Source organism: Rhodococcus sp. YH1, from assembly GCF_009939605.1.
In the GTDB taxonomy this organism is placed as follows: domain Bacteria; phylum Actinomycetota; class Actinomycetes; order Mycobacteriales; family Mycobacteriaceae; genus Rhodococcus; species Rhodococcus aetherivorans.
The window spans coordinates 1-21,320 of the sequence record NZ_WVTE01000223.1 but is presented as its reverse complement, the minus strand read 5'-3'; the positions used below and the strand labels follow the sequence as shown (position 1 = coordinate 21,320).

General features: G+C 69.7%; 21 protein-coding genes and 1 tRNA gene. 10 read left to right on the top strand and 12 right to left on the bottom strand.

Annotated elements, in window-relative coordinates:
• Nucleotides 1–62: 62 nt before the first annotated feature.
• The 3 genes from AIIKEEIJ_RS18535 to AIIKEEIJ_RS18525 form a co-directional block, all read right to left on the bottom strand.
• A complete protein-coding gene (locus AIIKEEIJ_RS18535; RefSeq protein ID WP_161996308.1) occupies nt 63–851 on the bottom strand; it encodes an MBL fold metallo-hydrolase in 789 nt (262 codons plus the stop codon).
• A 67-nt stretch (nt 852–918) separates the two neighbouring features.
• Complete coding sequence (locus AIIKEEIJ_RS18530; RefSeq protein ID WP_006945565.1) at nt 919–1,398, bottom strand: RidA family protein; 480 nt, start codon at nt 1,396–1,398, stop codon at nt 919–921.
• Nucleotides 1,399–1,403: 5 nt separating this feature from the next.
• Nucleotides 1,404–1,568 (bottom strand): DUF4177 domain-containing protein, encoded by a 165-nt coding sequence (locus AIIKEEIJ_RS18525; RefSeq protein WP_006945567.1) that lies wholly within the window; start codon nt 1,566–1,568, stop codon nt 1,404–1,406.
• A gap of 42 nt (nt 1,569–1,610) precedes the next feature.
• On the opposite strand from AIIKEEIJ_RS18525, the gene AIIKEEIJ_RS18520 reads away from it, so the two are divergent.
• A complete protein-coding gene (locus AIIKEEIJ_RS18520; RefSeq protein ID WP_006945568.1) occupies nt 1,611–2,624 on the top strand; it encodes an ArsA-related P-loop ATPase in 1,014 nt (337 codons plus the stop codon).
• Complete coding sequence (locus tag AIIKEEIJ_RS18515) at nt 2,621–3,760, top strand: ArsA family ATPase (protein ID WP_029547210.1); 1,140 nt, start codon at nt 2,621–2,623, stop codon at nt 3,758–3,760. Before AIIKEEIJ_RS18520 ends, AIIKEEIJ_RS18515 begins: the two co-directional genes overlap by 4 nt.
• Nucleotides 3,761–3,785: 25 nt before the next feature.
• On the opposite strand, the gene AIIKEEIJ_RS18510 is transcribed toward AIIKEEIJ_RS18515, so the two are convergent.
• Nucleotides 3,786–4,109, bottom strand: coding sequence for a WhiB family transcriptional regulator (locus tag AIIKEEIJ_RS18510; protein WP_026137870.1), 324 nt, complete (start codon nt 4,107–4,109; stop codon nt 3,786–3,788).
• Nucleotides 4,110–4,410: 301 nt separating this feature from the next.
• On the opposite strand from AIIKEEIJ_RS18510, the gene AIIKEEIJ_RS18505 reads away from it, so the two are divergent.
• Nucleotides 4,411–6,762, top strand: a complete 2,352-nt coding sequence (locus tag AIIKEEIJ_RS18505) for a penicillin-binding protein (protein WP_161996315.1) — start codon at nt 4,411–4,413, stop codon at nt 6,760–6,762.
• Nucleotides 6,763–6,805: 43 nt separating this feature from the next.
• Here the strand turns inward: AIIKEEIJ_RS18505 and AIIKEEIJ_RS18500 are convergent, their stop codons facing one another.
• Entirely contained in the window at nt 6,806–7,282 is a 477-nt protein-coding gene (locus tag AIIKEEIJ_RS18500; protein ID WP_006945572.1) for a GatB/YqeY domain-containing protein, read from the bottom strand.
• Nucleotides 7,283–7,347: 65 nt separating this feature from the next.
• Here AIIKEEIJ_RS18500 and AIIKEEIJ_RS18495 point away from each other — a divergent pair, with 65 nt between their 5' ends.
• From AIIKEEIJ_RS18495 to AIIKEEIJ_RS18485, 3 genes are all read left to right on the top strand, one after another.
• Complete coding sequence (locus AIIKEEIJ_RS18495) at nt 7,348–8,301, top strand: metallophosphoesterase (RefSeq protein WP_161996307.1); 954 nt, start codon at nt 7,348–7,350, stop codon at nt 8,299–8,301.
• Between the two features lie 54 nt (nt 8,302–8,355).
• Nucleotides 8,356–8,429: transfer RNA gene (locus AIIKEEIJ_RS18490), tRNA-Pro, on the top strand.
• A 196-nt stretch (nt 8,430–8,625) separates the two neighbouring features.
• Nucleotides 8,626–9,096: a DUF5994 family protein gene (locus AIIKEEIJ_RS18485; protein ID WP_161996306.1), complete on the top strand. Its 471-nt coding sequence runs from the start codon at nt 8,626–8,628 to the stop codon at nt 9,094–9,096.
• A 20-nt stretch (nt 9,097–9,116) separates the two neighbouring features.
• Here AIIKEEIJ_RS18485 and AIIKEEIJ_RS18480 read toward each other — a convergent pair whose 3' ends face one another.
• Nucleotides 9,117–9,839, bottom strand: coding sequence for a TetR/AcrR family transcriptional regulator C-terminal domain-containing protein (locus AIIKEEIJ_RS18480; protein WP_238406466.1), 723 nt, complete (start codon nt 9,837–9,839; stop codon nt 9,117–9,119).
• A gap of 114 nt (nt 9,840–9,953) precedes the next feature.
• Between AIIKEEIJ_RS18480 and AIIKEEIJ_RS33705 the strand changes: the two genes are divergently transcribed.
• From AIIKEEIJ_RS33705 to AIIKEEIJ_RS18470, 3 genes are all read left to right on the top strand, one after another.
• A complete protein-coding gene (locus AIIKEEIJ_RS33705; protein ID WP_006945579.1) occupies nt 9,954–10,082 on the top strand; it encodes a hypothetical protein in 129 nt (42 codons plus the stop codon).
• Between the two features lie 66 nt (nt 10,083–10,148).
• A complete protein-coding gene (locus AIIKEEIJ_RS18475; protein ID WP_161996305.1) occupies nt 10,149–11,390 on the top strand; it encodes a fatty acid desaturase in 1,242 nt (413 codons plus the stop codon).
• Nucleotides 11,391–11,441: 51 nt separating this feature from the next.
• On the top strand, nt 11,442–12,461 hold the full coding sequence (locus AIIKEEIJ_RS18470; protein WP_006945587.1) for an ABC transporter substrate-binding protein: 1,020 nt from the start codon (nt 11,442–11,444) through the stop codon (nt 12,459–12,461).
• Between the two features lie 12 nt (nt 12,462–12,473).
• Here the strand turns inward: AIIKEEIJ_RS18470 and AIIKEEIJ_RS18465 are convergent, their stop codons facing one another.
• The 3 genes from AIIKEEIJ_RS18465 to AIIKEEIJ_RS18455 form a co-directional block, all read right to left on the bottom strand.
• Complete coding sequence (locus AIIKEEIJ_RS18465; protein WP_161996304.1) at nt 12,474–13,238, bottom strand: maleylpyruvate isomerase family mycothiol-dependent enzyme; 765 nt, start codon at nt 13,236–13,238, stop codon at nt 12,474–12,476.
• Between the two features lie 65 nt (nt 13,239–13,303).
• Complete coding sequence (locus tag AIIKEEIJ_RS18460) at nt 13,304–14,755, bottom strand: family 43 glycosylhydrolase (RefSeq protein WP_161996303.1); 1,452 nt, start codon at nt 14,753–14,755, stop codon at nt 13,304–13,306.
• Nucleotides 14,756–14,894: 139 nt separating this feature from the next.
• A complete protein-coding gene (locus AIIKEEIJ_RS18455; RefSeq protein ID WP_161996302.1) occupies nt 14,895–16,679 on the bottom strand; it encodes a cholesterol oxidase substrate-binding domain-containing protein in 1,785 nt (594 codons plus the stop codon).
• Nucleotides 16,680–16,970: 291 nt separating this feature from the next.
• Here AIIKEEIJ_RS18455 and AIIKEEIJ_RS18450 point away from each other — a divergent pair, with 291 nt between their 5' ends.
• The gene (locus AIIKEEIJ_RS18450; RefSeq protein WP_161996301.1) at nt 16,971–18,101 is read left to right on the top strand and encodes an LLM class flavin-dependent oxidoreductase; all 1,131 of its coding nucleotides are present in this window, start codon (nt 16,971–16,973) and stop codon (nt 18,099–18,101) included.
• 14 nt (nt 18,102–18,115) lie between these two features.
• Here AIIKEEIJ_RS18450 and AIIKEEIJ_RS18445 read toward each other — a convergent pair whose 3' ends face one another.
• The 3 genes from AIIKEEIJ_RS18445 to AIIKEEIJ_RS18435 form a co-directional block, all read right to left on the bottom strand.
• Nucleotides 18,116–18,910: a metal-dependent hydrolase gene (locus tag AIIKEEIJ_RS18445; protein ID WP_006945629.1), complete on the bottom strand. Its 795-nt coding sequence runs from the start codon at nt 18,908–18,910 to the stop codon at nt 18,116–18,118.
• 143 nt (nt 18,911–19,053) lie between these two features.
• Entirely contained in the window at nt 19,054–19,527 is a 474-nt protein-coding gene (locus AIIKEEIJ_RS18440) for a Dps family protein (protein ID WP_006945630.1), read from the bottom strand.
• A gap of 298 nt (nt 19,528–19,825) precedes the next feature.
• Nucleotides 19,826–21,286, bottom strand: a complete 1,461-nt coding sequence (locus AIIKEEIJ_RS18435; protein WP_161996300.1) for a catalase — start codon at nt 21,284–21,286, stop codon at nt 19,826–19,828.
• Between the last annotated feature and the right edge of the window lie 34 nt (nt 21,287–21,320).

Below are 21,320 nucleotides of genomic sequence, written 5' to 3'. Positions count from 1 at the left end.
CACCCGTTCCACGAATCGAGGCCGGTGCATCGTCGATGCACCGGCCTCGATCGTTCGGGAGGTCAGGCGAAGCTGCGCAGGTACTCGAGCTGGACGTTGACCGACTTCTCCGCGACCGGCCACAGCGACGGGTCCACGTCGGCATACACGTGCTCGACGACGGACCGCGGCGTGGCGTCGTCCCCCAGCACCCGCAGCGCGGCCCGCACCTGGTCGAGCCGCTCCTCCCGATGGTCGAGGTAGCCGCGGGCGATGGTCTCCAGGTCGGGCAGGTCCGGTCCGTGCCCGGGCAGAACGGTGTAGCCGGCGCCGAGGTCGATCAGCCGGCGCAGCGACCCGAGGTAGTCCCCGAGGTCGCCGTCGGAGTCGTCGAGGACGGTGGTGCCCCGACCGAGGATGGTGTCGGCGGTGAGCACGCTGCGGTCGTCCTCGACGACGAAGGACAGCGAGTCCGCCGTGTGACCCGGCGTGGCGAGTACCCGGATACGCAGTCCGGCCGCCTCGATCACCTCGCCGTCGACCAGGCCCGCTCCCCCGCCGTGCCGGTGCCGGGCGTCCACGGCCCGCACCGCGCTGCCGGTGAGTTCGGCGAACCGTCCGGCGCCGTCGGTGTGGTCGCCGTGCCGGTGGCTGACCAGGGTCAGCGCCACGGGCACCCGGGCGACGCGCGCGAGGTGCGCCTCGTCGAGCGGGCCCGGATCGACCACGACGCACTCGTCGCTGCCGGGCGCCCGCAGGATCCAGGTGTTGGTGCCGTCGAGCGTCATCATCGACGGGTTCTCCGCCAGCACCACCGCGGCATTGGCGGTGACCTGTCGCAACTGCGCGTACGCGGGGTGAACCAGCGTCATGATCCGGCCTCCTCCGTCGGAAGGTGTGGGGTGCGTCCCACTCTAGATCCGGCTCACCCCGCGCCCGTCAGCGCACCTCGGCGATGATCTCGACCTCGACGGGGGCGCCGAGCGGCAGTTCGGCCACGCCGACGGCGGAGCGGGCGTGCACGCCCGCCTCCCCGAAGACCTCACCGAGGAGTTCGGACGCGCCGTTGATCACACCCGGCTGGCCGGTGAAGCCCTCCGCCGAGGCGACGAAGCCCACGACCTTCACGATGCGGACGAGGTTGTCGATGCCGACGAGGCCGTCCAGTGCGGCCAGCGCGTTGAGCGCGGCGATGCGCGCCGCGGACTTGGCGGCCTCGGCCGAGACGTCGGCGCCCACCTTGCCGACGAGACCGAGCGTGCCGTCGACGAACGGCAGCTGCCCCGAGGTGTAGACGTGGTCACCGGTGCGGACGGCGGGAACGTAGGCGGCGACGGGTGCCGCCACCGGCGGCAGGCTCAGACCCAGTTCGGCGAGCCGCGCCGTCCAGGTCCGCCCCGCGGAATCCTCTGCTGCCACGCGGCTCAGCCCTTCGGGCGCTTGAGGTAGGCGACGTGCTGCTCGCCGGTGGGTCCCGGGAGCACCGACACGAGTTCCCAGCCGTCGGCTCCCCACGTGTCCAGGATCTGCTTCGTGGCATGGGTCAGCAGGGGCACCGTCGCGTACTCCCACGTTGTCAATTCGCTCATGTCTCGACCCTATATGCGCACCGGACTTATAGGCTCGACGTCGTGGCATCAACGACTGCTGAACACGACGTCTGGCCGGCGACGGCCGCGCAGGCGCGGCTGCACTTCGTCTCGGGCAAGGGCGGTACCGGTAAGTCGACCGTCGCGGGGGCGCTGGCCCTGGCCCTGGCGGCGGGCGGCCGCAAGGTGCTGCTCGTAGAGGTCGAGGGACGGCAGGGCATCGCGCAGCTGTTCGACGTGCCGCCGCTTCCTCCGGTCGAGACCAAGATCGCCACGACGGACAGCGGCGGCGCCGTATATGCCCTCGCCATCGACATCGAGACGGCCTTCCTCGAGTACCTGGACATGTTCTACAACCTCGGGTTCGCGGGACGGGCGATGCGCCGGATCGGTGCGATCGAGTTCGCGACCACGCTCGCGCCGGGCCTGCGGGACGTGATCCTCACCGGCAAGATCAAGGAGACCGTGGTGCGTACCGACCGCACCGGCGAACCCGTGTACGACGTGGTCGTGGTGGACTCCCCGCCGACGGGACGCATCGGCAGCTTCCTCGACGTGACCAAGGCGATGGCCGACCTTGCCAAGTCGGGTCCGATCCGGTCGCAGAGCGAGGGTGTGGTGCGGCTGCTGCACTCCGACGAGACAATGGTCCACCTGGTCACTCTGCTCGAGGCGCTGCCGGTCCAGGAGACCGCCGACGCGGTGGCCGAGCTGCTCGCGGCGGACCTGCGGCTGGGCACGGTGATCGTCAACCGCACCGCCCCCGACTTCCTGCCCGAGGAGATGGTCGACGAGGCCGCCGCCGGCCGGATCGACGCGGAGGCGGTACGCGAGGGGCTCGACCGCGCCGGGGTCGCCCTCGGCGACGAGGACTTCGCGGGTCTGCTGACCGAGACGATCGAGTACGCATCCACCCTGCAGGCGCAGCAGGTCAGCGCCGCCCAACTCGACGAGGTGAACGTGGCACGAATGCATCTGCCCGCGCTGGCGGACGGCGTGGATCTCGGCGGGCTGTACGAACTCGCCGAGCAGCTCGGCGAACAGGGCGTGCGGTGACCGCGCCGCGGGCGCACCACGCGCCCCCGCTCGACGTCCGATCCATCCTCGCCGACCCCTCGTCGCGCATCATCGTGTGCACCGGCGCGGGCGGGGTCGGCAAGACGACGACCGCGGCGGCGCTGGCCCTGCGTGCGGCCGAGCAGGGCCGCAACGTCGTGGTGCTGACGATCGATCCGGCTCGGCGGCTGGCACAGGCGCTGGGCGTGCAGGCCCTCGACAACAGCCCGCAACTCGTGCAGCTGGGGCCGGACGCGAAGGGCGAGCTGCACGCGATGATGCTGAACATGCGCCGCACCTTCGACGACATGGTGCTCGAGCACTCGGCACCGGACAAGGCGCAGCAGATCCTCGACAACCCCTTCTACCAGACGGTGGCCTCGTCGTTCTCCGGCACGCAGGAGTACATGGCGATGGAGAAGCTCGGGCAGCTCGCGGCGAGCGACACGTGGGATCTGATCGTGGTCGACACCCCGCCGTCGCGGAACGCGCTGGACTTCCTCGATGCACCGCAGCGGCTCGGGGCGTTCCTGGACGGCCGGATGATCCGGTTGTTCACCGCGCCGGGCCGCGGGCTCGGGCGGCTGGTCACGGGCGCGATGGGCCTGGCCCTGAAGGCGGTCTCCACGATCGTCGGCAGCCAGATGCTCTCGGATGCCTCGGCTTTCGTGCAGTCACTCGATTCGATGTTCGGCGGGTTCCGGGAGCGGGCCAACCGCACGTACCAGTTGCTGCAGCAGCCGGGCACCCACTTCATGGTGGTGGCCGCGGCAGAACCGGATGCGCTGCGCGAGGCGTCGTTCTTCGTCGAGCGGCTCTCCGAGGACCGCATGCCGCTCGCGGGTCTGATCCTCAACCGCACGCATCCCACGCTGTGCCCGCTGCCGGCCGACCACGCCCTGACCGCGGCGGATCTGCTCGAAGAGCAGGGCCGGAAGGAGAGCGCGCCGGCCGAGGCCGTGCTCCGGGTCCATGCTCATCGGGCGGTGACGGCGAAGCGGGAGCTGCGGCTGCTGGCCCGGTTCACGAGTGCGCACCCGCGGGTTCCGGTCGTCGGCGTGCCGTCGCTGCCGTTCGAGGTCTCGGACCTCGACGGGCTGCGCGCCGTCGCCGATCAGATGACCCGCGAGGCGTAACCTCGCGGGTCTCGGGGGTGCGCGGTCAGACGGCGTTCTGGTGCTGACGCTGCGCTTCGAAGAAGTCGGCCCAGGAGTCGACTTCGGGGTGCTGCTTGAGCAGCGCCCGGCGCTGACGTTCGGTCATTCCGCCCCACACGCCGAATTCGACGCGGTTGTCGAGGGCGTCGGCGCCGCACTGCAGCATCACCGGGCAGTGCCGGCAGATGACTGCGGCCTTGCGCTGGGCGGCGCCGCGGACGAACAACTGATCGGGGTCCACTTCACGGCATCGGGCTTTCGATACCCATGCGATGCGTGCTTCTGCTTGGTCTACGTCGAGCCGGGCCATCGGGGTGGTCATGTGCATTCAGTTGCCCCTTACTCTCCGAACGCCGTGTCACGGGGTCCTGGAAGGCGCGCAGAATCGGCGGCGTAGCACGACGGATCTGCACCACATTCCTATTCAGGTGTTATCTGCATCACACTGAGGACTCAATCTAGGTAAAGACTTCCCCGGATGCAAGGCGGAGAAACACTTTTCTGGTACGCCCGTGCATCACTGCACGTCGGAGGGCTTTTGCCAGCGCAACGCACACACGGGAACGCGTGCGCCGGGGTCTGCGCCCCGGGGTGGCACGTACTGTGTAGACGTGTCGATCGGAAAAACGGTGGCGAAGCTCGCAGGATGCACGGCACTGGGCGGAGTCCTGCTGGCCGGTGTGATGTTCCCGGCGGCCGGAGGCTTCGGCTACGTGTCGAACCGCGCCGCGGACACGGTGGACAACAGTTCCGCCGAACTCGTCGAGGGTGTGGTGCCGGCGGTCACCACGATGACCGATGCGGCGGGTACCCCCATCGCCTGGCTCTACGACCAGCGCCGGTTCGAGGTGCCGAGCGACCAGATCTCCAACGAGATGAAACTCGCCATCGTCTCCATCGAGGACAAGCGCTTCGCCGAACACCAGGGCGTGGACTGGCAGGGCACGATCCGCGCCTTCCTCACCAACACCACCAGCGGTCAGGTCGAGCAGGGCGCGTCCACGATCGACCAGCAGTACGTGAAGAACTACCTGCTCCACGTGGTCGCCAAGACCGACGCCGAGCGGCGCGCGGCGATCGAGACGACGCCCGCGCGCAAGATCCGGGAGATCCGGATGGCGCTGACGCTCGACGACGAGCTGACCAAGGACGAGATCCTCACCCGCTACCTGAACCTCGTGCCGTTCGGGAACGGGTCCTTCGGCGTGCAGGACGCCGCCCAGACGTACTTCGGCATCGACGCGAAGGATCTGAACGTCACCCAGTCCGCGATGCTCGCCGGCATGGTGCAGTCCAGCTCCGCGCTGAACCCGTACACCAATCCGGACGGCGTGCTGGCGCGACGCAACGTCGTGCTCGACACGATGATCCAGAACATCCCCGAGCGCGCCGCCGAGATCCGGGCCGCGAAGGAGCAGCCGCTCGGCGTCCTGCCCGAGCCGAAGACCCTGCCGCGCGGCTGCATCGCGGCGGGCGACCGCGGGTTCTTCTGTGAGTACGCCCTGCAGTACCTGGCCGAGGCCGGGTTGTCGCGCGAGCAGATCGACAAGGGCGGGTACCTGATCCGCACCACGCTCGACCCCGAGATCCAGGGCTCGGTCAAATCGTCGCTGGACAAGTTCACCAGCCCGACCGTCGACGACGTCGCGACGGTGATGAACGTGATCCGGCCCGGGGAGGATTCGCACCGCGTCCTGGCGATGGGGTCGAGCCGCGTGTACGGCCTCGACGGCGGGGCCTCGCAGACGGTGCAGCCGCAGCCGTACTCGCTGACCGGTCACGGCGCCGGCTCGGTGTTCAAGATCTTCACCGTCGCCGCGGCGATGGAGAAGGGCCTCGGCACCAGCGCCGTGCTGGACGTGCCGTCCCGCTACAACGCCCGCGGCCTCGGCGACGGCGGTGCCCCCGGATGCCCGCCGGCCACCTACTGCGTCGAGAACGCCGCACCGTACCCGGCGAAGCTGTCGGTGCCGGACGCGCTCGCACAGTCCCCCAACACCGCCTTCGTCAAGCTGATCGAGGCCACCGGTGTGGACGCGGTCGTCGACATGTCGGTGCGGCTGGGCCTGCGCTCGTACGCGCAGCCCAACACGTCCGGCTTCGGCGAGCAGAGCATGGTCGACATGCAGAAGGCCCAGCACCTCGGCTCGTTCACGCTCGGCCCCACATGGGTGAACCCGCTGGAGCTGTCGAACGTCGCCGCCACGCTGGCCTCGCACGGCAAGTGGTGCCCGCCGACGCCGATCGACGCCGTGTTCGACCGCGACGGCAAGCCCGTGCCGATCACCCAGCAGGCGTGCGAGCAGGTCGTCGAACCGGGGCTGGCCGACACTCTCGCCACCGCCCTGAGCAAGGACACCGCGGGCGGTGGTACGGCGTCCGGTGCGGCCGGATCGGTGGGCTGGAACCTGCCGGTGGCGGCGAAGACCGGAACGACCGAGTCGCACATGTCGTCGGCGTTCGTCGGGTTCACGAACAACCTGGCCGGGGCGGTCTACACCTACGGCGACTCCCCCACACCGGGGCAGATCTGCAGCGGACCCGTGCGCCCGTGCTCCGACGGCAATCTGTTCGGCGGCACCGAGCCGGCCCGCACCTGGTTCACGGCACTGCTGCCCGTCGCGAACAAGTTCGGGCCCACCGAGTTGCCGCCCGCGGACCAGAAGTACGTGCGCGGCGCCGGCAATGCCCAGGTGCCCAACGTCGTGGGTCTGAACCGTCAGCAGGCGAGCCAACGGCTGATCGACGCCGGCTTCCAGGTGACGGAGACGACGGTCAAGGCGGAGGGCCGCAGCGGCACCGTCGCCTCGGTCTCCCCGTCCGGGTCGGCCGTCCCGGGGTCCACGGTGACGATCTTCGTCAGCGACGGCTCGGTGCGCGCCGCGCCACCGAGCCCGAGCGCGACCCCCGGCCGACCGACCGAGAGCCAGGTGCCGGACACGACGGTGCCGGCCGCGCCGGCACCCATCCCGGGACGATGACCGTCACCCGTCCGGTCGCGCGACGACCGGACGGGGTCTTCGGCTACAGGCGCGACTTGACGGCGGCGGACAGGCGCTTGCCGTCGGCCTTCCCGGCGGCGATCGCGGTCGCGGCCTTCATGACCTGACCCATCTGCCGCGGCCCGGGCCGCTCCCCGATCTCCTCGGCGACCTGCGCGATGGCGGTATCCGCGACGTCGGCCAGTTCGGCGTCGGTGAGCGGCGTCGGCAGGTACTCGTCGATGATGCGGGCCTCGGCGTGCTCCTTGGCCGCCAGTTCGCCGCGACCGTTCTCGGTATACACCTCGGCAGCCTCGCCGCGCTTCTTCGCCTCGCGCGCGAGCACCGTCACGACGTCCTCGTCGGTGAGCTCGCGCGCCTGCTTGCCGGCGACCTCCTCGGTCTGGATCGCGGCAAGCAGCATGCGCAGCGTGGTGATCCGCAGCGGATCCTTGTCCTTCATCGCGGCCGTGAGGTCGGCGCGGAGCGTGGACTTGAGCGAGGACGTGGTGTCGGACATGCCTCGACGCTACGCGGCGCCCCGCGAACCCGTGCGCGGACGAGCCCCGGCGGTACGCTGGAGACGTGCCAGACGTTCCCACTCTTCGACGTGCCGCGATCGGTGCGGCCGGTGCCGCCGCCCTGGGCCTCGGCTACGCGACGCTCATCGAGCGCAACGCCTTCGCCCTGCGGGAGGTGACGCTCCCGGTCCTTGCGCCGGACGCCTCGACGCTGCGCGTGCTGCACCTGAGCGACATCCACATGACGCCCGGGCAGCGGCTCAAGCAGAACTGGCTCCGCGAACTCGATCGCCTCGAACCCGACCTCGTGGTCAACACCGGCGACAACCTTGCGCATCCGAAGGCTGTGCCCGCCGTCGTGCAGGCGCTCGGCGGTCTGCTCGCCCGGCCGGGGCTGTTCGTCTTCGGCAGCAACGACTACTTCGGGCCCCGGGTGAAGAACCCGCTGAAGTACTTCGACCGCGACCACGAGCGCGTACACGGCGTGCCGCTGCCCTGGAGCGATCTGCGCGCCGCGTTCAGCGAGCGCGGCTGGCTCGACGTCACGCACGTGCACCGCGAACTCGAGATCGCCGGGGTGCGCATCAGCGCGGCCGGTGTCGACGACCCGCACATCGACCGGGACCGGTACGACACCGTCGCGGGTCCGGCGAACCCGGCGGCGGATCTGCGGCTGGGGCTGACCCACTCACCCGAACCGCGCGTGCTGGACCGGTTCGCGGACGACGGCTACGACCTCGTGCTGGCGGGCCACACCCACGGGGGCCAACTGTGCCTGCCGCTGGTCGGCGCGCTGGTGACCAATTGCGGGCTGGACCGGTCGCGGGTCAAGGGCGTGTCGCGCTGGGGCTCGCACATGCGGTTGCACGTGTCGGCGGGCATCGGCACGTCGCCGACGGCCCCCGCCCGGTTCTGGTGCCGGCCCGAGGCGACGCTGCTGACGCTGACCCCGGCCCCGCGCGAGCAGACTCGCAGCACCGCGGACGCGGGCACCCGGAGCACCTTTTCACCGCACTGACCAGGCGATTTAACCGTCACCCCGATCGTGCTGTAAGCTAACCGAGGTTCGAAACGGGGTGTGGCGCAGCTTGGTAGCGCGCTTCGTTCGGGACGAAGAGGTCGTGGGTTCGAATCCCGCCACCCCGACTCGTGAAGGACCTGATCGGGGCCCCTTCTCCATCCGGAGAAGGGGCCCCGATCCCGTTCTCCGAGTCTCGGCACGACGCGCCCGACGCGATCGTGAAGTACGGTGAGCAGACCGGCACGTTTCCCGCCTCGAGCGCCCGGCTCGACGCCTCCCGGTGACAAGTCGGCCTCCTCGAGGCCGCGCAAGGAGCGTCTCATGACGCACAACCACGCCATCACGCACAGCAACGGGAATCGCTCCGGCCCGCCCGAGCGCCCCCTACCGTCGCGACGCCCCCCTGCTCGATTTCCCGCACCGACCCAGACTCCCCGCTTCCTGCTCCGGCCGAACTCGGCACCACCGTCCCCGATCGACGGCTCGTGGTTCCCCTGGACCGCGAACCTCACCGATGAGCTGGACGACCTGATCTCCGCGCTCACCCTGCGACTCGGCCCCGTTGCCCGGGTCTGCTTCGACTGGAACGCCCTGCAGATATCGCGAAAGCGAATCGACGAGTTCGACCTCGACTCCGGCGGTATCGCACTGCGCGAGCCGGCACCCGGACAACCACCGCACACGATGTACTTCCTCGGATGCAACGGCACCCAACTCGTGCTGGCACTCCTGTCCCCCGACACCGAACCGGATCACGCCTACGGCATCATGCGCACGCTGGCGGATTCGTAGGTCCGGCCGGCGCCGGCGGCTCATCCGGACGGCCGGCCGCCCCCCGCGTCCAGAGTTGCCCTCAGGCCGGAGAAGAAGAGGTCGAGGCCGCGTTCGAATTCGGCGGCGCCGTCGTAGGAGGCCAGTATCGGCGCGAGACTGCGCAGGAGCGGGAATTCGTCGATCGGCAGGCGATGCAGTCCCAGGCGGAGCAGGTCGTCGGACTCCTCGGGCTGCTCGACGAGTTCCTGCAGCTCGTCGAGGACGTGACCGTGGAGGAATCCGAACAAGGCCCGGTAGACGTGCAACGCCTCGGCCGCGGAGAATCCGGCCCGGGTGAGCAAGGTCAGGATGCCTTCGAGCGGACGCAGCGTGCCGAGCGGCCGCAGCGCGAGGGGTGTGGACAGGGGGCGGGTGACCAGCAACGGAACCACGTGCGGGTGGTCGAGGGCAAGTTGCCGGAAATCCCTTGCAACCGTGCGTAGTTGTTCTTCCCAGTCGCCGTCGCGGGGGTCGACGACCAGTTGCTCGAGGACGATTTCGGCGACTCCGTCGAGGAGGGCGGCCTTGTTCGGCGCGTGACGGTAGAGGGTCATCGGATCCCGGCCGAGAGCCTTGCCGAGGCGGCGCATCGAAAGCCCCTCGACGCCGTCGCGATCGATGATCGCGAGCGCAGACGCAAGGATCAATTCCCGGGCTCGAGTGTTCCTGCCGGACCTGCCGTCGTCGAATCCGATCGAGCGGCCCGCAGGAACCTTCGGCATCACGGACTCCTCTCCGTTCGCCTCCACTGTAGCCCTATGCTGTAGGTCTACAGTGTTGACACCTCGAGCGCTGCGGGTGTTGACTGGGTCTACACTCCAGGCCCGGAGGCCGCCATGATCGACGTTCTGCGACCGAACCCCCTGCTCGCTGCCGTGATCGTCGGGCCCGGAGGGCCGAGCGACAGCGAGCGGGCACCCGACTCCACGGAGTACGCCGTGGCAAGCCGCCGCAACCACTACTGATTCAGTCCTGCCGTGCGGGGCCGCATCCGGCATCGCACGTTGCGGACTCGATACGGAAAGAACACGATGGCGATCTCCGACATCAAGGAATATGCGCACCTCACCGCGGAAGACGTCGAGGCGCTGAGCACCGAGCTGAACGGGATCCGCCGGGACGTCACCGAGTCGCTCGGCGCGGCGGACGCCGCCTACATCCGGCGCACGATCGCATTCCAACGTGCACTGGATGTCGCTGCGCGGTTGATGATATGCGCCAGCAAGGCGCCGGCCGGGTGGGCGCTGGGGGTGACGGCCCTCGCCGGGGCCAAGATCGTGGAGAACATGGAGATCGGCCACAACGTCTCGCACGGGCAATGGGACTGGATGAACGACCCGGAGATCCACTCCACCACGTGGGAATGGGACATGGCCGGGCTCTCCTCACAGTGGCGGTACTCCCACAACTACCGCCACCACGTCTTCAACAACGTCGTCGGCATGGACGACGACCTCGGCTTCGGCGTCATCCGGATCACCCGCGACCAGCCTTGGCATCCGGGCAATCTGGCGCAACCGCTGCGAAACCTGCTGTTGGCAACCACATTCGAGTGGGGAATCGCACTGCACGGTCTGCACTCCGTGAACGAGCACGCCGGCAGCGCGGCCGAGAAGACCGACCACAACCGGGCACTGCTGGGAAAGGTTGTCCGCCAATCACTCAAGGACTACCTGGTCTTCCCCGCCCTCAGCGGTCGTCGCTGGCGGCGCACCCTGACGGCCGGCCTGGCCGCGAATCTGCTCCGGAACCTGTGGTCGTACGTGGTGATCTTCTGCGGGCACTTTCCGGACGGCGCCGAGAAGTTCACCCTCGTCGAGCTCGAGCGCGAGACAAGGGCGGAATGGTATCTCCGGCAGATGCTCGGAAGCGCCAATTTCCACGCCGGTCCGGTGTTGGCCTTCATGAGCGGTAACCTCTGCTACCAGATCGAGCATCACCTGTTCCCGGACCTGCCCAGCAACCGCTACGCAGAGATCTCCACGAAGGTCCGGGCGCTGTGCGAGAAGTACGATCTGCCGTACACCACCGGCTCGCTCGTCCGGCAGTACCTTCTGACGCTGCGCACGATCCACAAGCTCGCTCTGCCTGATCGATTCCTGCGCGCGACCTCCGATGACGCCCCGGAAACCGCCTCCGAACTGAAGTTCCGCTCCCCGACTACCGCGCCGACCGTTCCGCCGGCAGTCCCGCGACCCGGCCGTCGGGCAGTTCTGCGGACCCTGCACATCGACCGGCGCAACCGCCGGCGAGGGACCCCGACAACGGGTTGATCCTCCGGGGGTGGGGCCACGGAGGATATGAGGCAAGGATAGCCTGCCCTCATGCACAAGCTCAGACACCTCGGCCGCCTCACCGCCGCGGCCCTGCTCGTCACCTTCACCGTCGCGGCGTGCGGCGGCGCGGCCGAGTCGACCCGCGACACCGGCTCCGGCAACACCGACGTGGCCACCGGCGGCCGGCTGTTCGCCACCGCCGACGAGGAGACGGCGAAGCTCGGCAGCGACGCGGAACCCGGCCGGTTCCCCCGCGTGGTCACCCACGCTCTCGGCGAGACGGAGATCGCGGCCAAGCCGCAGCGCGTCGTCGTGCTCGACGGCGGCGAACTCGACGACGTCCTCTCCCTCGGCCTCACACCCGTGGGCCTCGCGAGTCCCGAGGGCGCGGCGGAGCAGCCGTCGTACCTCGCGGACCGGCTCGCCGGTGTCGCCGACGTGGGCACGATCAACAACCTCGATCTCGAGGCCATCGGCGCGCTGCGGCCGGATCTGATTGTCGGCAGCAAGCTCCGCGCGGACAAGATGTACCCGCAGCTGTCCGCCATCGCCCCGACCGTGTTCTCGATCCGGCCCGGTTTCCCGTGGAAGGAGAATTTCCTGCTCGTCGCGGACGCGCTGGGCGAGGAGGAGAAGGCCGAGTCCGTCCTCAACGCCTACCAGAGCCGCGCCGACGAGGTGCGGGACTCCATCCAGGGCGATCCGAGCATCTCGCTCGTGCGGTTCATGTCCGGCAAGATCCGCCTGTACGGGAACCTCTCGTTCATCGGCGTCATCCTGCAGGACGTCGGGCTGCGACGTCCGCCGGTCCAGGACATCGAGGAACTTGCGGCCGAGGTCAGCCCGGAAACGATCACGGAGGCGGACGGCGACCGGATCTTCTACTCGAGCTACGGCAGGGAAACCGACGAGGCGGCGGTCGTCGGCGGCCCGCTGTGGTCGAGCCTCACAGCCGTGCAGCAGGGGCGCGCCGTCGCGGTGAGCGACGAGACGTGGTTCCTCGCACTCGGCCCGACCGGCGCGATGCTCGTTCTCGACGACCTCGAGCGATTGCTCGCACGGCAGTAACCGAGATCGGCGTCAGATCGTCACCTCGTCGCGCCAACGGGTCAGCAGCGCGGCGTCACCGAACACGTCGAATCGATCGAGGGACGCCCGGTTCCACAGGAGGAGCAGCAGATCCGACGCCGGCCCGCGGACCGCGACGTCCCCCTCGGCGTGGGTGTGGACGACGGAAGGTTCGTCGGCATCGAAGGTGATCAACCATTCGCCCTCGCCGGCGGCGAGGGCGGGGTCGGTCGCATGCAGGTGCATCGTCTTCCCCGACCCGGCCGGCGACCCGGCACTCCCCGCCCCACCGAGGGCCCCCGCGCCGCCGAGGGCACGGAACGGGAGCAGCACCCCGAAGAGTTCGTCGATGCCCTCGACGGCCAGCGCGGTGTCGACGGGCGTGGTGCCCTCGCCCGCGGCGAGTTCGGCGTCGATCCGGTGCAGCGCAGTCTCGACCGCCATGCGACGGACCCAGAACGAAGCCGGTTGCGGTCCGGCGAAGGTCTGCTCGTCGACGTGCGGATCGGCCGACTGCACGGCCTCTGTCAGCTCCTCGAGTCCGTCCCGCACCCATGCGACGACGGCGGCCCCGGCCGGAGCCGGGGGGATCTCGGTGCGACCGCCGGTGCGCAACCAGCCCGCGGCGTTCCGGTGCACTCGGCCGACGTGCCCGAGAAGCCGTTCGACGGACCAGCGCGGGCAGGTCGGGACCGGCCGGTCGAGCCGGTCTTCGCCGGCGGCGAGCAGCCGCTCGGTGTCTGCGCGCAACAGCGCCGGATAGGAGGCTCGATCCATCCCTCGATTATGGGTGGCTCCCCCGTCGCGCCGAAGCCCCGGCGCGCCGGGGTGGGACCACGCGGTCAGCGGACCGTCTCGCGCACTCGCAGTGTCACCACGTCGAGGGGCTCGCCGACGTCCGAGAGCCCGTCGGATTTGCGGGCGGTGACGGCACCGAACTCGACCGTCTCCACGCCGTGGGTGCCGGCGAAGGCGTACAGGCCGTAGGTGCCGTTCGCCGCACTGTCGCTCACCGTGAAGGCGATTCGCTCCTCGCGGGTCTCCCCCGGCGCCAGATCGACGTCGATCGGGCCCAGGACCGGTTCGCCTTCCTCGCCGTTCGGACGGACCGCACTGCCCCACACCTGACCCGTGTAGGGCGCGTCGCCGGGTGCTTCGACGAGCATGGTGGCTTCGATCACCCCGCCCGAGGCGGGCAGCGTCGTGGCCGTGTCGGCCGTGAGCGAGACGCGCACGGGAAGATCCGTCCGGGGAACGTCGGGGCGGGTCGACGACGGGGACCCGTCGCCGATCTCCGGCCAGCCGTTGGCCCACACGATCCGGTCGATCATGCCCTCCCGTCGCTGGGCACCGCTGGGAAGCTGGAGATCGTCGCGGGGAATCGCGTGGTAGACGATCCAGTCGTCGCCGGCGTCGTCGGTCACCACCGTGTTGTGCCCGGGTCCCGCCCACGGATCACTGCCGGCCAGGATGAGCGCGCCGCCACCGCCGTCGAGGTCGTCACCCTTGCGGTCGACGTACGGGCCGGTCAACGACTCGGACCGGCCGACGAGCACCCGGTAGGCGGTGTCTGCGCCGTTGCAGCAGTGGCCGGAGGAGAGGAACAGGTAGTAGTAGCCGTCGCGGTATTCGACGTGCGGCCCCTCGAAGCGTTCGTCCGCGACCCGGACCGGTTCGCCTGCGGGCGCGGTTCCGTCCGCGGCGAGCGGGATGGCGTAGACGCCCTTGAAGTTCCCGACGAACATCGTCTTCGTCGTGCCGTCGTCCCACACGAACGGATCGATCGTGCCCTGGACGCCGACGTCCTCGGCACAGAACACGGGGCGGCCCAGGTCGGTCCACGGGCCGGCCGGTCCGGGTGCGGTGGCGAGGCCGATGCACGGATTCGCCCCGTCCGGCAGCGCGTAATAGAGGCTGTACCCGGTGTCCGACTCGATCACGTGGGGAGCCCAGACGTAGTTGTTCGCCGGATGCCATCCGGGACTCTCGGAGAACACGTCGTCGACGTACATCCAGTCCGTGAGGTCGAAGGACTTGAAGACGGACATCCCCCGCAGTCCCCGGCCGTCGCCCCAGTCGTCGCCCGTGGTGTACATGTAGTACGCCCCGTCGGGCGCCCGCACGATGCTGGGGTCGGCCGCGACGGGCTCGACGATCGGGTTCGCCGCGGCGGGTGGCGCCGGCGCGATCAGGAAGGCGAGCAGCGACATCGCGGCCGCGACGGATCCACGGCGGACGTGGCGTCGAGCCGCGTGGTGACCGCCCGCCTTCTTCCCCGTCTCGAACTTCCGCACGTCGCTCCCACCGTCGACTCACATGGAACGGGGCAAATGTATACGGATGTGACTGGTGTGGGAGTTGTGAAAGACGCAAGCGGCCGGATCGAAACCGAACCGTGCCCTCGGATCGTACCGGAACCCCCTCCCGTGGCCCCTACACCGGCGGCAGCAGCCGGTCCAGGAAACCGTTGCTGAACACCCGGTGCGGATCGTGCCGATCGAACGCCGCGCGCGCCGCGTCCCAGCCCTCGTCGGCGGACAGCCCGGTGCGGTACATCGCCGGGATCGTCTCGCCGAGGAACCGCGAATCCCGATGTCCCCCCTGCTCGTCGAACGCCCAGCCCTTCGACCACTCGGACCGGAAGGTGGCGTAGTCACCGGAGTAGTGGTCGACCATCCACTGCTCCATCTCCCGGAAGAACGCGGACTGCCCCGGGGTGCCGGGAATGGAGACGACGTTCATCCAGATGGCAGTGTCCCAGTCGGGCCGGTCGGGACGGGGACGCACGGCCGACAGATTCGGCGCTCCGGCCGAATCGACGAGCACCTCCGACTGGTCGTCGACGGCGCACAGTCGCACCTCGAACGGCATGTTGACCGGATACTGCCCGAGCGAGGCGTAGTGGGTCATCCGCTCGTGCAGCCAGGTGGTGAACTCGTGGACGACGCGGGCGATGTTCGCGCGCCGCGTGACGACCACCCCACCGCCGGCGATGACGCGCAGCGTGGTGGCCCGCAGGTAGAACAGCAGGTCCTTCGACCAGCCCCACAGGTCGGCGGTGCCGGTGGCGGCGAGACCGGCGGCGACGGCCCCGAACTGGCCGGCACCGAAGGCCGGGGTGGCAGCCTGCATCCCGCTCGCCACCCGGCCGAGAGGGGTGGTGACCTCCTCGGGGATGCTGTCGGAGAAGAAGTAGTTGTACGGGCCGTGCACCTCGCGCACGGTCGGTGGCTTCTCGGGGCACACCGACCAGATCTTCAGCCACGGCGTCTCGGTGAAGGGAAACCAGATCGCCTCGACGCGGCCGGACTCCTCGACGAACCGCTCGAAGGTACGGCCCGGGGAACCGGGCGGGGCGAACAGTTCCTGCCACGGCACGTCGGTGAAACTCTGGCAGCGCAGCCGGTAGTTGGCCCCGGCCTGCAGGGTCACCGAGGTGACGAAGCTGCGGCCCAGGTGGGCGAGCAGGGGCGTGATCTCGGGTTCGGACCGACGGAACTCACGCAGTTCGTAGGCGCCGGCGGCGGCGTTCCACACGACGGCGGTGAGGGCGACGACGAGGTTCGACAGTGAGCCGAACGACTGGCCGGGGAGCGCACGCTCCCCCGCGGCCGGATAGGTGGCGCCGTGCGCGCCGATCGACAGCGCGCCCGCGATGGTGATGTCGCCGATCGCGGGGGCATTGGCCCAGCCGAGGCCGTGCTGTTCGAGCGCGGCGAGGATCGACTCGATGCTCGCACCCGCGCCGGCGGTGACGGTGGCGGGTGTTCCCGCGGGATCGACGGTGACGGCGTTCAGGTGCACCATCGTGTCGATCAGCACGATCTTCTCGACGCTCTCGCCGGGCACGACGGTCAGCGGGCTCCAGCTGTGCATGGTGCCGCGCGGCCGGACGCGGTAACCGTGGGCGCGGGCCCAGTCGGCGATGCGCACGACGTCGTGCGCATCGCGTGCGGTGGCGGTCCACACCGCGTCGAAGCGGATCGTCCGGGCCCAGTTCTCGAAGCGCTGCTGGGCCAGCGGGATGTCTGCGGGGAACTCCGGGGGTGCCGGAATGGTGGCGCGCGGATCGCCGGCCGGGACCGCACCGGCGGGGGTCCAGGCGAGGCCGGTCAGTGCGACGGCACCGGCGGCACCGGCGGCGCCGAGGAGGGCTCGTCGGCTGAGGGTCGTGGTCGAGGCGGGGTCGCCGTCCGTCCGGGCGTCGCGGGGGTCCACCGGGCTGGGCTCCGATCTGGGAAGAGGCAGAAACAGAGCAAAAATAGAACAAGTTCTCTTTCGATGCCAGTGGTTCCGTAATGCGCCGCCGAACCGGCTGAACGCCGCCGTCCACGACCGGAGCGAGGACGTAGGACCCTAGCCCCGCACCCGGTCACGGGCAGACAGTGGCAAGTGCCGTTGCACGGCGGCGACAGAGTGCCGTTGCACGGCGGCGACAGAGTGCCGTTGCACGGCGGCGTCAGAGCACCGCCGGCCGCCGGTGAACGGACAGGCCCGGAAGGGAACGCCATGACGTCCACCACGATCGATACCGGCATGTACACCTCGTCCAACCCACCGTGGCGCGAGGTGCGGGTCATCACGGCGCTGGCGAGGTATGGCGGGCTGACGTCGCTGTTCGTCTGGGACCATTTCCAGGAGTTCTTCCCGACCGCCCTGTGGGACAGGACCTTCACCCGCTTCAGCGACCAGGTGTCGAGTCCGCACGAGGTGTTCGACTACCAGACCCTGCTCGGGGCACTGGCGGCCCCTGCGGGGAGGATGCGGCTCGGGGTGGCAGTGAGCGAGCCGATCCGGCGCCACCCCGTGCTGCTCGCTCAGGCCGCCCTGACCCTGGCGCATCTGACCAAGCGCGCGCCGATCCTCGGCCTGGGCTGCGGGGAGCGGATGAACATCGACCCGTACGGGTTGTCGCAGGCCCACCCGGTCGACCGACTCGCCGAAGCCGTGCAGATCGTCCGCCGCTGCTTCGACTCGCACGGCCCGTTCGACTTCCACGGCACGCACTTCCACCTGGACGGGGCGGTGATGGACCTGCAGGCCCCACCCGGGCGCACCCCGGAGATCTGGATCGCCGCCCACGGACCTCGGATGCTGCAGTTGACCGGGCGCTACGGCGACGGGTGGCTGCCGATGACCATCGCACTGCGCACCCCGGACGAGTACGCGGCGAAACTGGCGCGCATCCGTACCGCCGCCACCGAGGCCGGTCGCGACCCCGACCGGATCGTGCCGGCGTTGGTGGCCTACATCCTCGTCGCCCCCACACAGAAGCGGGCGCAGGCGATGCTGCACAGCCGGATGATGCGGTACTGGACGCTGCTGTTCTCCGCCGAGCACTGGGCTGCGGCCGGCGCGGTACATCCCTTCGGGCCGGAGTTCCGCGGCTCGGTCGACGTGATCCCGGAACGCTACGACCGGGCCCGGTGGGAGGAGGCGCTCGCGGCGGTGCCCCCGGAGGTCACCGAATACGGATTCCTCGTCGGCACACCGGGCCGGATCACCGCGCGGTTGCGGGAGTTCGGGGAGGCCGGGCTGCGGCATGTGGTGCTCGTCCCCACGTCGGCCTACCTGTCGCTGCAGGACTGGGCGTACACAGTGCCCGCCGTGTATCGCATCGCCGCGTCGCTGCGCAGGTGAGCACCCTCGAGGACCTACACGCCGACGGCCTCCCGCAGGAGTTCCGGCGCGCCGTCGATCGACCACACCGCCATCGCGAACGCGGCGATCGTCAGCCCTGGACCGAGGATCGCCAGCTCGAAGGCGCCGCCGGCGCGGATGGCAAGGAACCCGGGCATCTTGATCTCCCACCAGCGCTCGCCGCGCCACGGCAGGAACGGCGCGAGGAACGGTATGCCCTCCTTAGTGACGGCGTCGCCCAGGCAGTGCGTCGCGCATCCCAGCGCCACTGCCACCCCGAGGCCCACCGAACCGACCTCTCCGGGGAACCAGTTCCACATGAGCACCGACAGCACCGCCGAGGTCGCGGTCACCACGAGCCAGCCGTTGCGCTTGGCCCATCCGTCCGCGAGCCCGCGCAGCGCCAGGCCGAGCGTGACGAACAGGACGGCGACGACCGCGACCCGGTCGAACCGGGCGACAAGCGTCGACACCCCCGCCCCCAGCAGGCCCGCGAACAGGGCCGTGTGCGTCAGCGTGCGATGCCCGCCGCGACGGCTGCGGTCGCGGCGGCCCTTGGTGAGCGTGTAGTAACCGAGCGAGAGGTTGTCGATGCCGCGCGCCGCGACCTGACTCACCGGCCCGAAGGACCGCGCCACCGTCGACTGGGGCGTGTCGAGATCCGGCAGGAGGGCCGAACCGGCGCAGACCGCGGCGAACGCGAACGTCTCGGCCGTGGATGTGGGCCCGCCCCACTCGCGGGGCAGCACGTCGGCGACGAGGAGGCCGACCAGCGCCCCGGACACCGCGTGGGTGGGACCCATGACCATCGCTGCAGGCACCTTTCGATCGAAGAACGAACCGATGCCAACGTAGCAATCACATCCGACACTTCAGTAACACAGGTGTTCGATCGCCCGGCGCACACGAAGGGGGACCCGCGGGAACGGGTGGCCCTCTCGCACTCGACGGCTCAGGCGAGCTGCGCCTGCCACATCCAGTGCGCCTGCTCGAGGCCGGCGGTCTGGGCGATGAGCAGGTCCTGCGTGACCGGGTCGGCCTCGTCCGTCGCCGCGATGCGCTCGCGCAGGCGTCCGATGACGGCCGCGAGGTTGTCGGTGATCGCCGCGACGACCTGCTCGTCCTTGGTCCAGCCCGCGCCGAAACCCGTGGTGCCGGAGTCCTGGGCGACGGTGGTGGCCCGTCCGTCCGGGCTGACGCCGATCGCCGTGAGGCGCTCCGCCACCTCGTCGGTGTAGGTGCGGGCGGCCGTGACGATCTCGTCCAGCGCGAGATGCAGGCTGCGGAACTGCGGGCCGACGACGTTCCAGTGCGCCTGCTTGGCGATCAGGCTCAGGTCGATCATGTCGACGAGGGTGCCCTGCAGAGCGTCCCCGGCGACCTTCTGCTGGTCCGGGCTCAACGTGCTGGTGATCGGTCCGGTCATGATCCGAGCTCCTATCCGTGTCGATGTGCCTCCCGGCGGCGACGGACGTCGCGCGCCGGCCGTGCTTCGGACATGTCTCCCCCGCTTCAACGCTCGACGCGGTGACCGAGTTCCGCGCGGCCGCAGGCAACGAAGTGGATACGGGGCCCCTTCGGCCCGGAGTGTCCGTGGCAGCCGCGGCCGCGCGGGCGGATGATGGAGGAAGAATCCGTATCGAGGGAGGACAGAGTGATGCAGACGGTCATCGTGTGGATACTGGCCACCCTCCTCTACTGGTGGGGCATTCTCTGACGGGAGGTCAGGCCCGGCCCGCCCGCACGCCCTCCTCGACCTTCTTGCCGAGGTCGGCGTCGACGTTCGACCAGTATTCGAAGATCCGCTCGTACAACGCCGCCGCGGTCCCCCCGAGGATGTGGCCGACGATGTTGCCCACCAGCCGCTCACGGGCCGCGTCGTCGAGCACCTCGCGGACCAGCGTGCCGGCCTGACCGAAGTCGTCGTCCTCGGCATGCCGGACGTAGCCGGCCCGCACCGCCTCGGTGCCGAACTCCCACAAACCTTCGTCGCCGGCGGCCTGCGGGTCGGCGTGCGGGCCGCCGAAGCTGTTCGGCGCATACACCGGGGTGCCCGGGTCGTTGAACGAGTACCGCATGGCGCCGTCCTTGGAATACGAGTTCACCTCGTTCCTCGGCGCGTTGACCGGCAGCTGCGCGTGGTTCGCGCCGATGCGGTAGCGGTGCGCGTCGGCGTAGGAGAACACGCGGCCGAGCAGCATCTTGTCCGGCGACAGGCCGATGCCCGGCACGATGTTCGACGGCGCGAACGCGGCCTGCTCGATCTCGGCGAAGAAGTTGCGCGGATTGCGATTCAGCGTCCAGGTGCCGACCTCGATCAGCGGATAGTCGCGCTGCGACCACACCTTGGTCAGGTCGAACAGGTTGAAGCGATACCCCTCCGCCTCGGCCACCGGCATGATCTGCACCTTCAGCGTCCAGCTGGGGAACTCGCCCCGCTCGATCGCGTCGTGGAGGTCGGCGCGGTGGTAGTCGGGGTCGGTGCCGGCGAGGCGGTCGGCCTCGTCCTGGGTGAGGAATTCGATGCCCTGGTTCGTCTTGAAGTGGTACTTGACCCAGAACCGCTCTCCCGCGGCGTTGACCCACTGGTAGGTATGGGAGCCGAAACCGTCCATGTGGCGCCAGGTTCGGGGGATGCCCCGGTCACCCATCAGCCACGTCACCTGGTGGGCGCTCTCGGGTCGCAGCGTCCAGAAGTCCCACTGCATGGTGTGGTCGCGCAGACCCGAACCGGGTAGCCGCTTCTGGGAGTGGATGAAGTCGGGGAACTTGATCGGGTCCTTGACGAAGAACACCGGGGTGTTGTTGCCGACGAGGTCGTAGTTGCCGTCCTCGGTGTAGAACTTCACCGCGAAACCGCGCGGGTCGCGCCACGTGTCGGGGCTGCCCTGCTCCCCGGCGACCGTCGAGAAACGCACGAGGGATTCGGTTTTCGCGCCCGGCTGGAACAGCTTGGCCTTGGTGTAGGCACTGACGTCGCCCGTGACGACGAGTTCGCCGAACGCGCCGCCGCCCTTGGCGTGCACGACACGCTCCGGGACCCGTTCGCGGTTGAAGTGGGCGAGCTTCTCGATCAGGTAGTGGTCGTGCAGCAGTACCGGGCCCTGCGTTCCTGCGGTGAGCGATTCGTCGTCGCTCGCGACCGGAATGCCGACGTTGTTGGTGGTGGGGCGGGGATTCGTCACGGTGATCCTCCTCTGGAAGGGTGCACGCTCCGCG

Excerpts from the sequence above, each read along its gene's own strand:
- AIIKEEIJ_RS18535 (WP_161996308.1), bottom strand. The coding sequence starts at position 851 with ATGACGCTGGTTCACCCCGCGTACGCGCAGTTGCGACAGGTCACCGCC.
- AIIKEEIJ_RS18525 (WP_006945567.1), bottom strand. The coding sequence starts at position 1,568 with ATGAGCGAATTGACAACGTGGGAGTACGCGACGGTGCCCCTGCTGACC.
- AIIKEEIJ_RS18510 (WP_026137870.1), bottom strand. The coding sequence starts at position 4,109 with ATGCACATGACCACCCCGATGGCCCGGCTCGACGTAGACCAAGCAGAA.
- AIIKEEIJ_RS18500 (WP_006945572.1), bottom strand. The coding sequence starts at position 7,282 with ATGTCCGACACCACGTCCTCGCTCAAGTCCACGCTCCGCGCCGACCTC.
- AIIKEEIJ_RS18485 (WP_161996306.1), top strand. The coding sequence starts at position 8,626 with ATGACGCACAACCACGCCATCACGCACAGCAACGGGAATCGCTCCGGC.
- AIIKEEIJ_RS18480 (WP_238406466.1), bottom strand. The coding sequence starts at position 9,839 with ATGCCGAAGGTTCCTGCGGGCCGCTCGATCGGATTCGACGACGGCAGG.
- AIIKEEIJ_RS33705 (WP_006945579.1), top strand. The coding sequence starts at position 9,954 with ATGATCGACGTTCTGCGACCGAACCCCCTGCTCGCTGCCGTGATCGTC.
- AIIKEEIJ_RS18475 (WP_161996305.1), top strand. The coding sequence starts at position 10,149 with ATGGCGATCTCCGACATCAAGGAATATGCGCACCTCACCGCGGAAGAC.
- AIIKEEIJ_RS18470 (WP_006945587.1), top strand. The coding sequence starts at position 11,442 with ATGCACAAGCTCAGACACCTCGGCCGCCTCACCGCCGCGGCCCTGCTC.
- AIIKEEIJ_RS18465 (WP_161996304.1), bottom strand. The coding sequence starts at position 13,238 with ATGGATCGAGCCTCCTATCCGGCGCTGTTGCGCGCAGACACCGAGCGG.
- AIIKEEIJ_RS18450 (WP_161996301.1), top strand. The coding sequence starts at position 16,971 with ATGACGTCCACCACGATCGATACCGGCATGTACACCTCGTCCAACCCA.
- AIIKEEIJ_RS18445 (WP_006945629.1), bottom strand. The coding sequence starts at position 18,910 with ATGGTCATGGGTCCCACCCACGCGGTGTCCGGGGCGCTGGTCGGCCTC.
- AIIKEEIJ_RS18440 (WP_006945630.1), bottom strand. The coding sequence starts at position 19,527 with ATGACCGGACCGATCACCAGCACGTTGAGCCCGGACCAGCAGAAGGTC.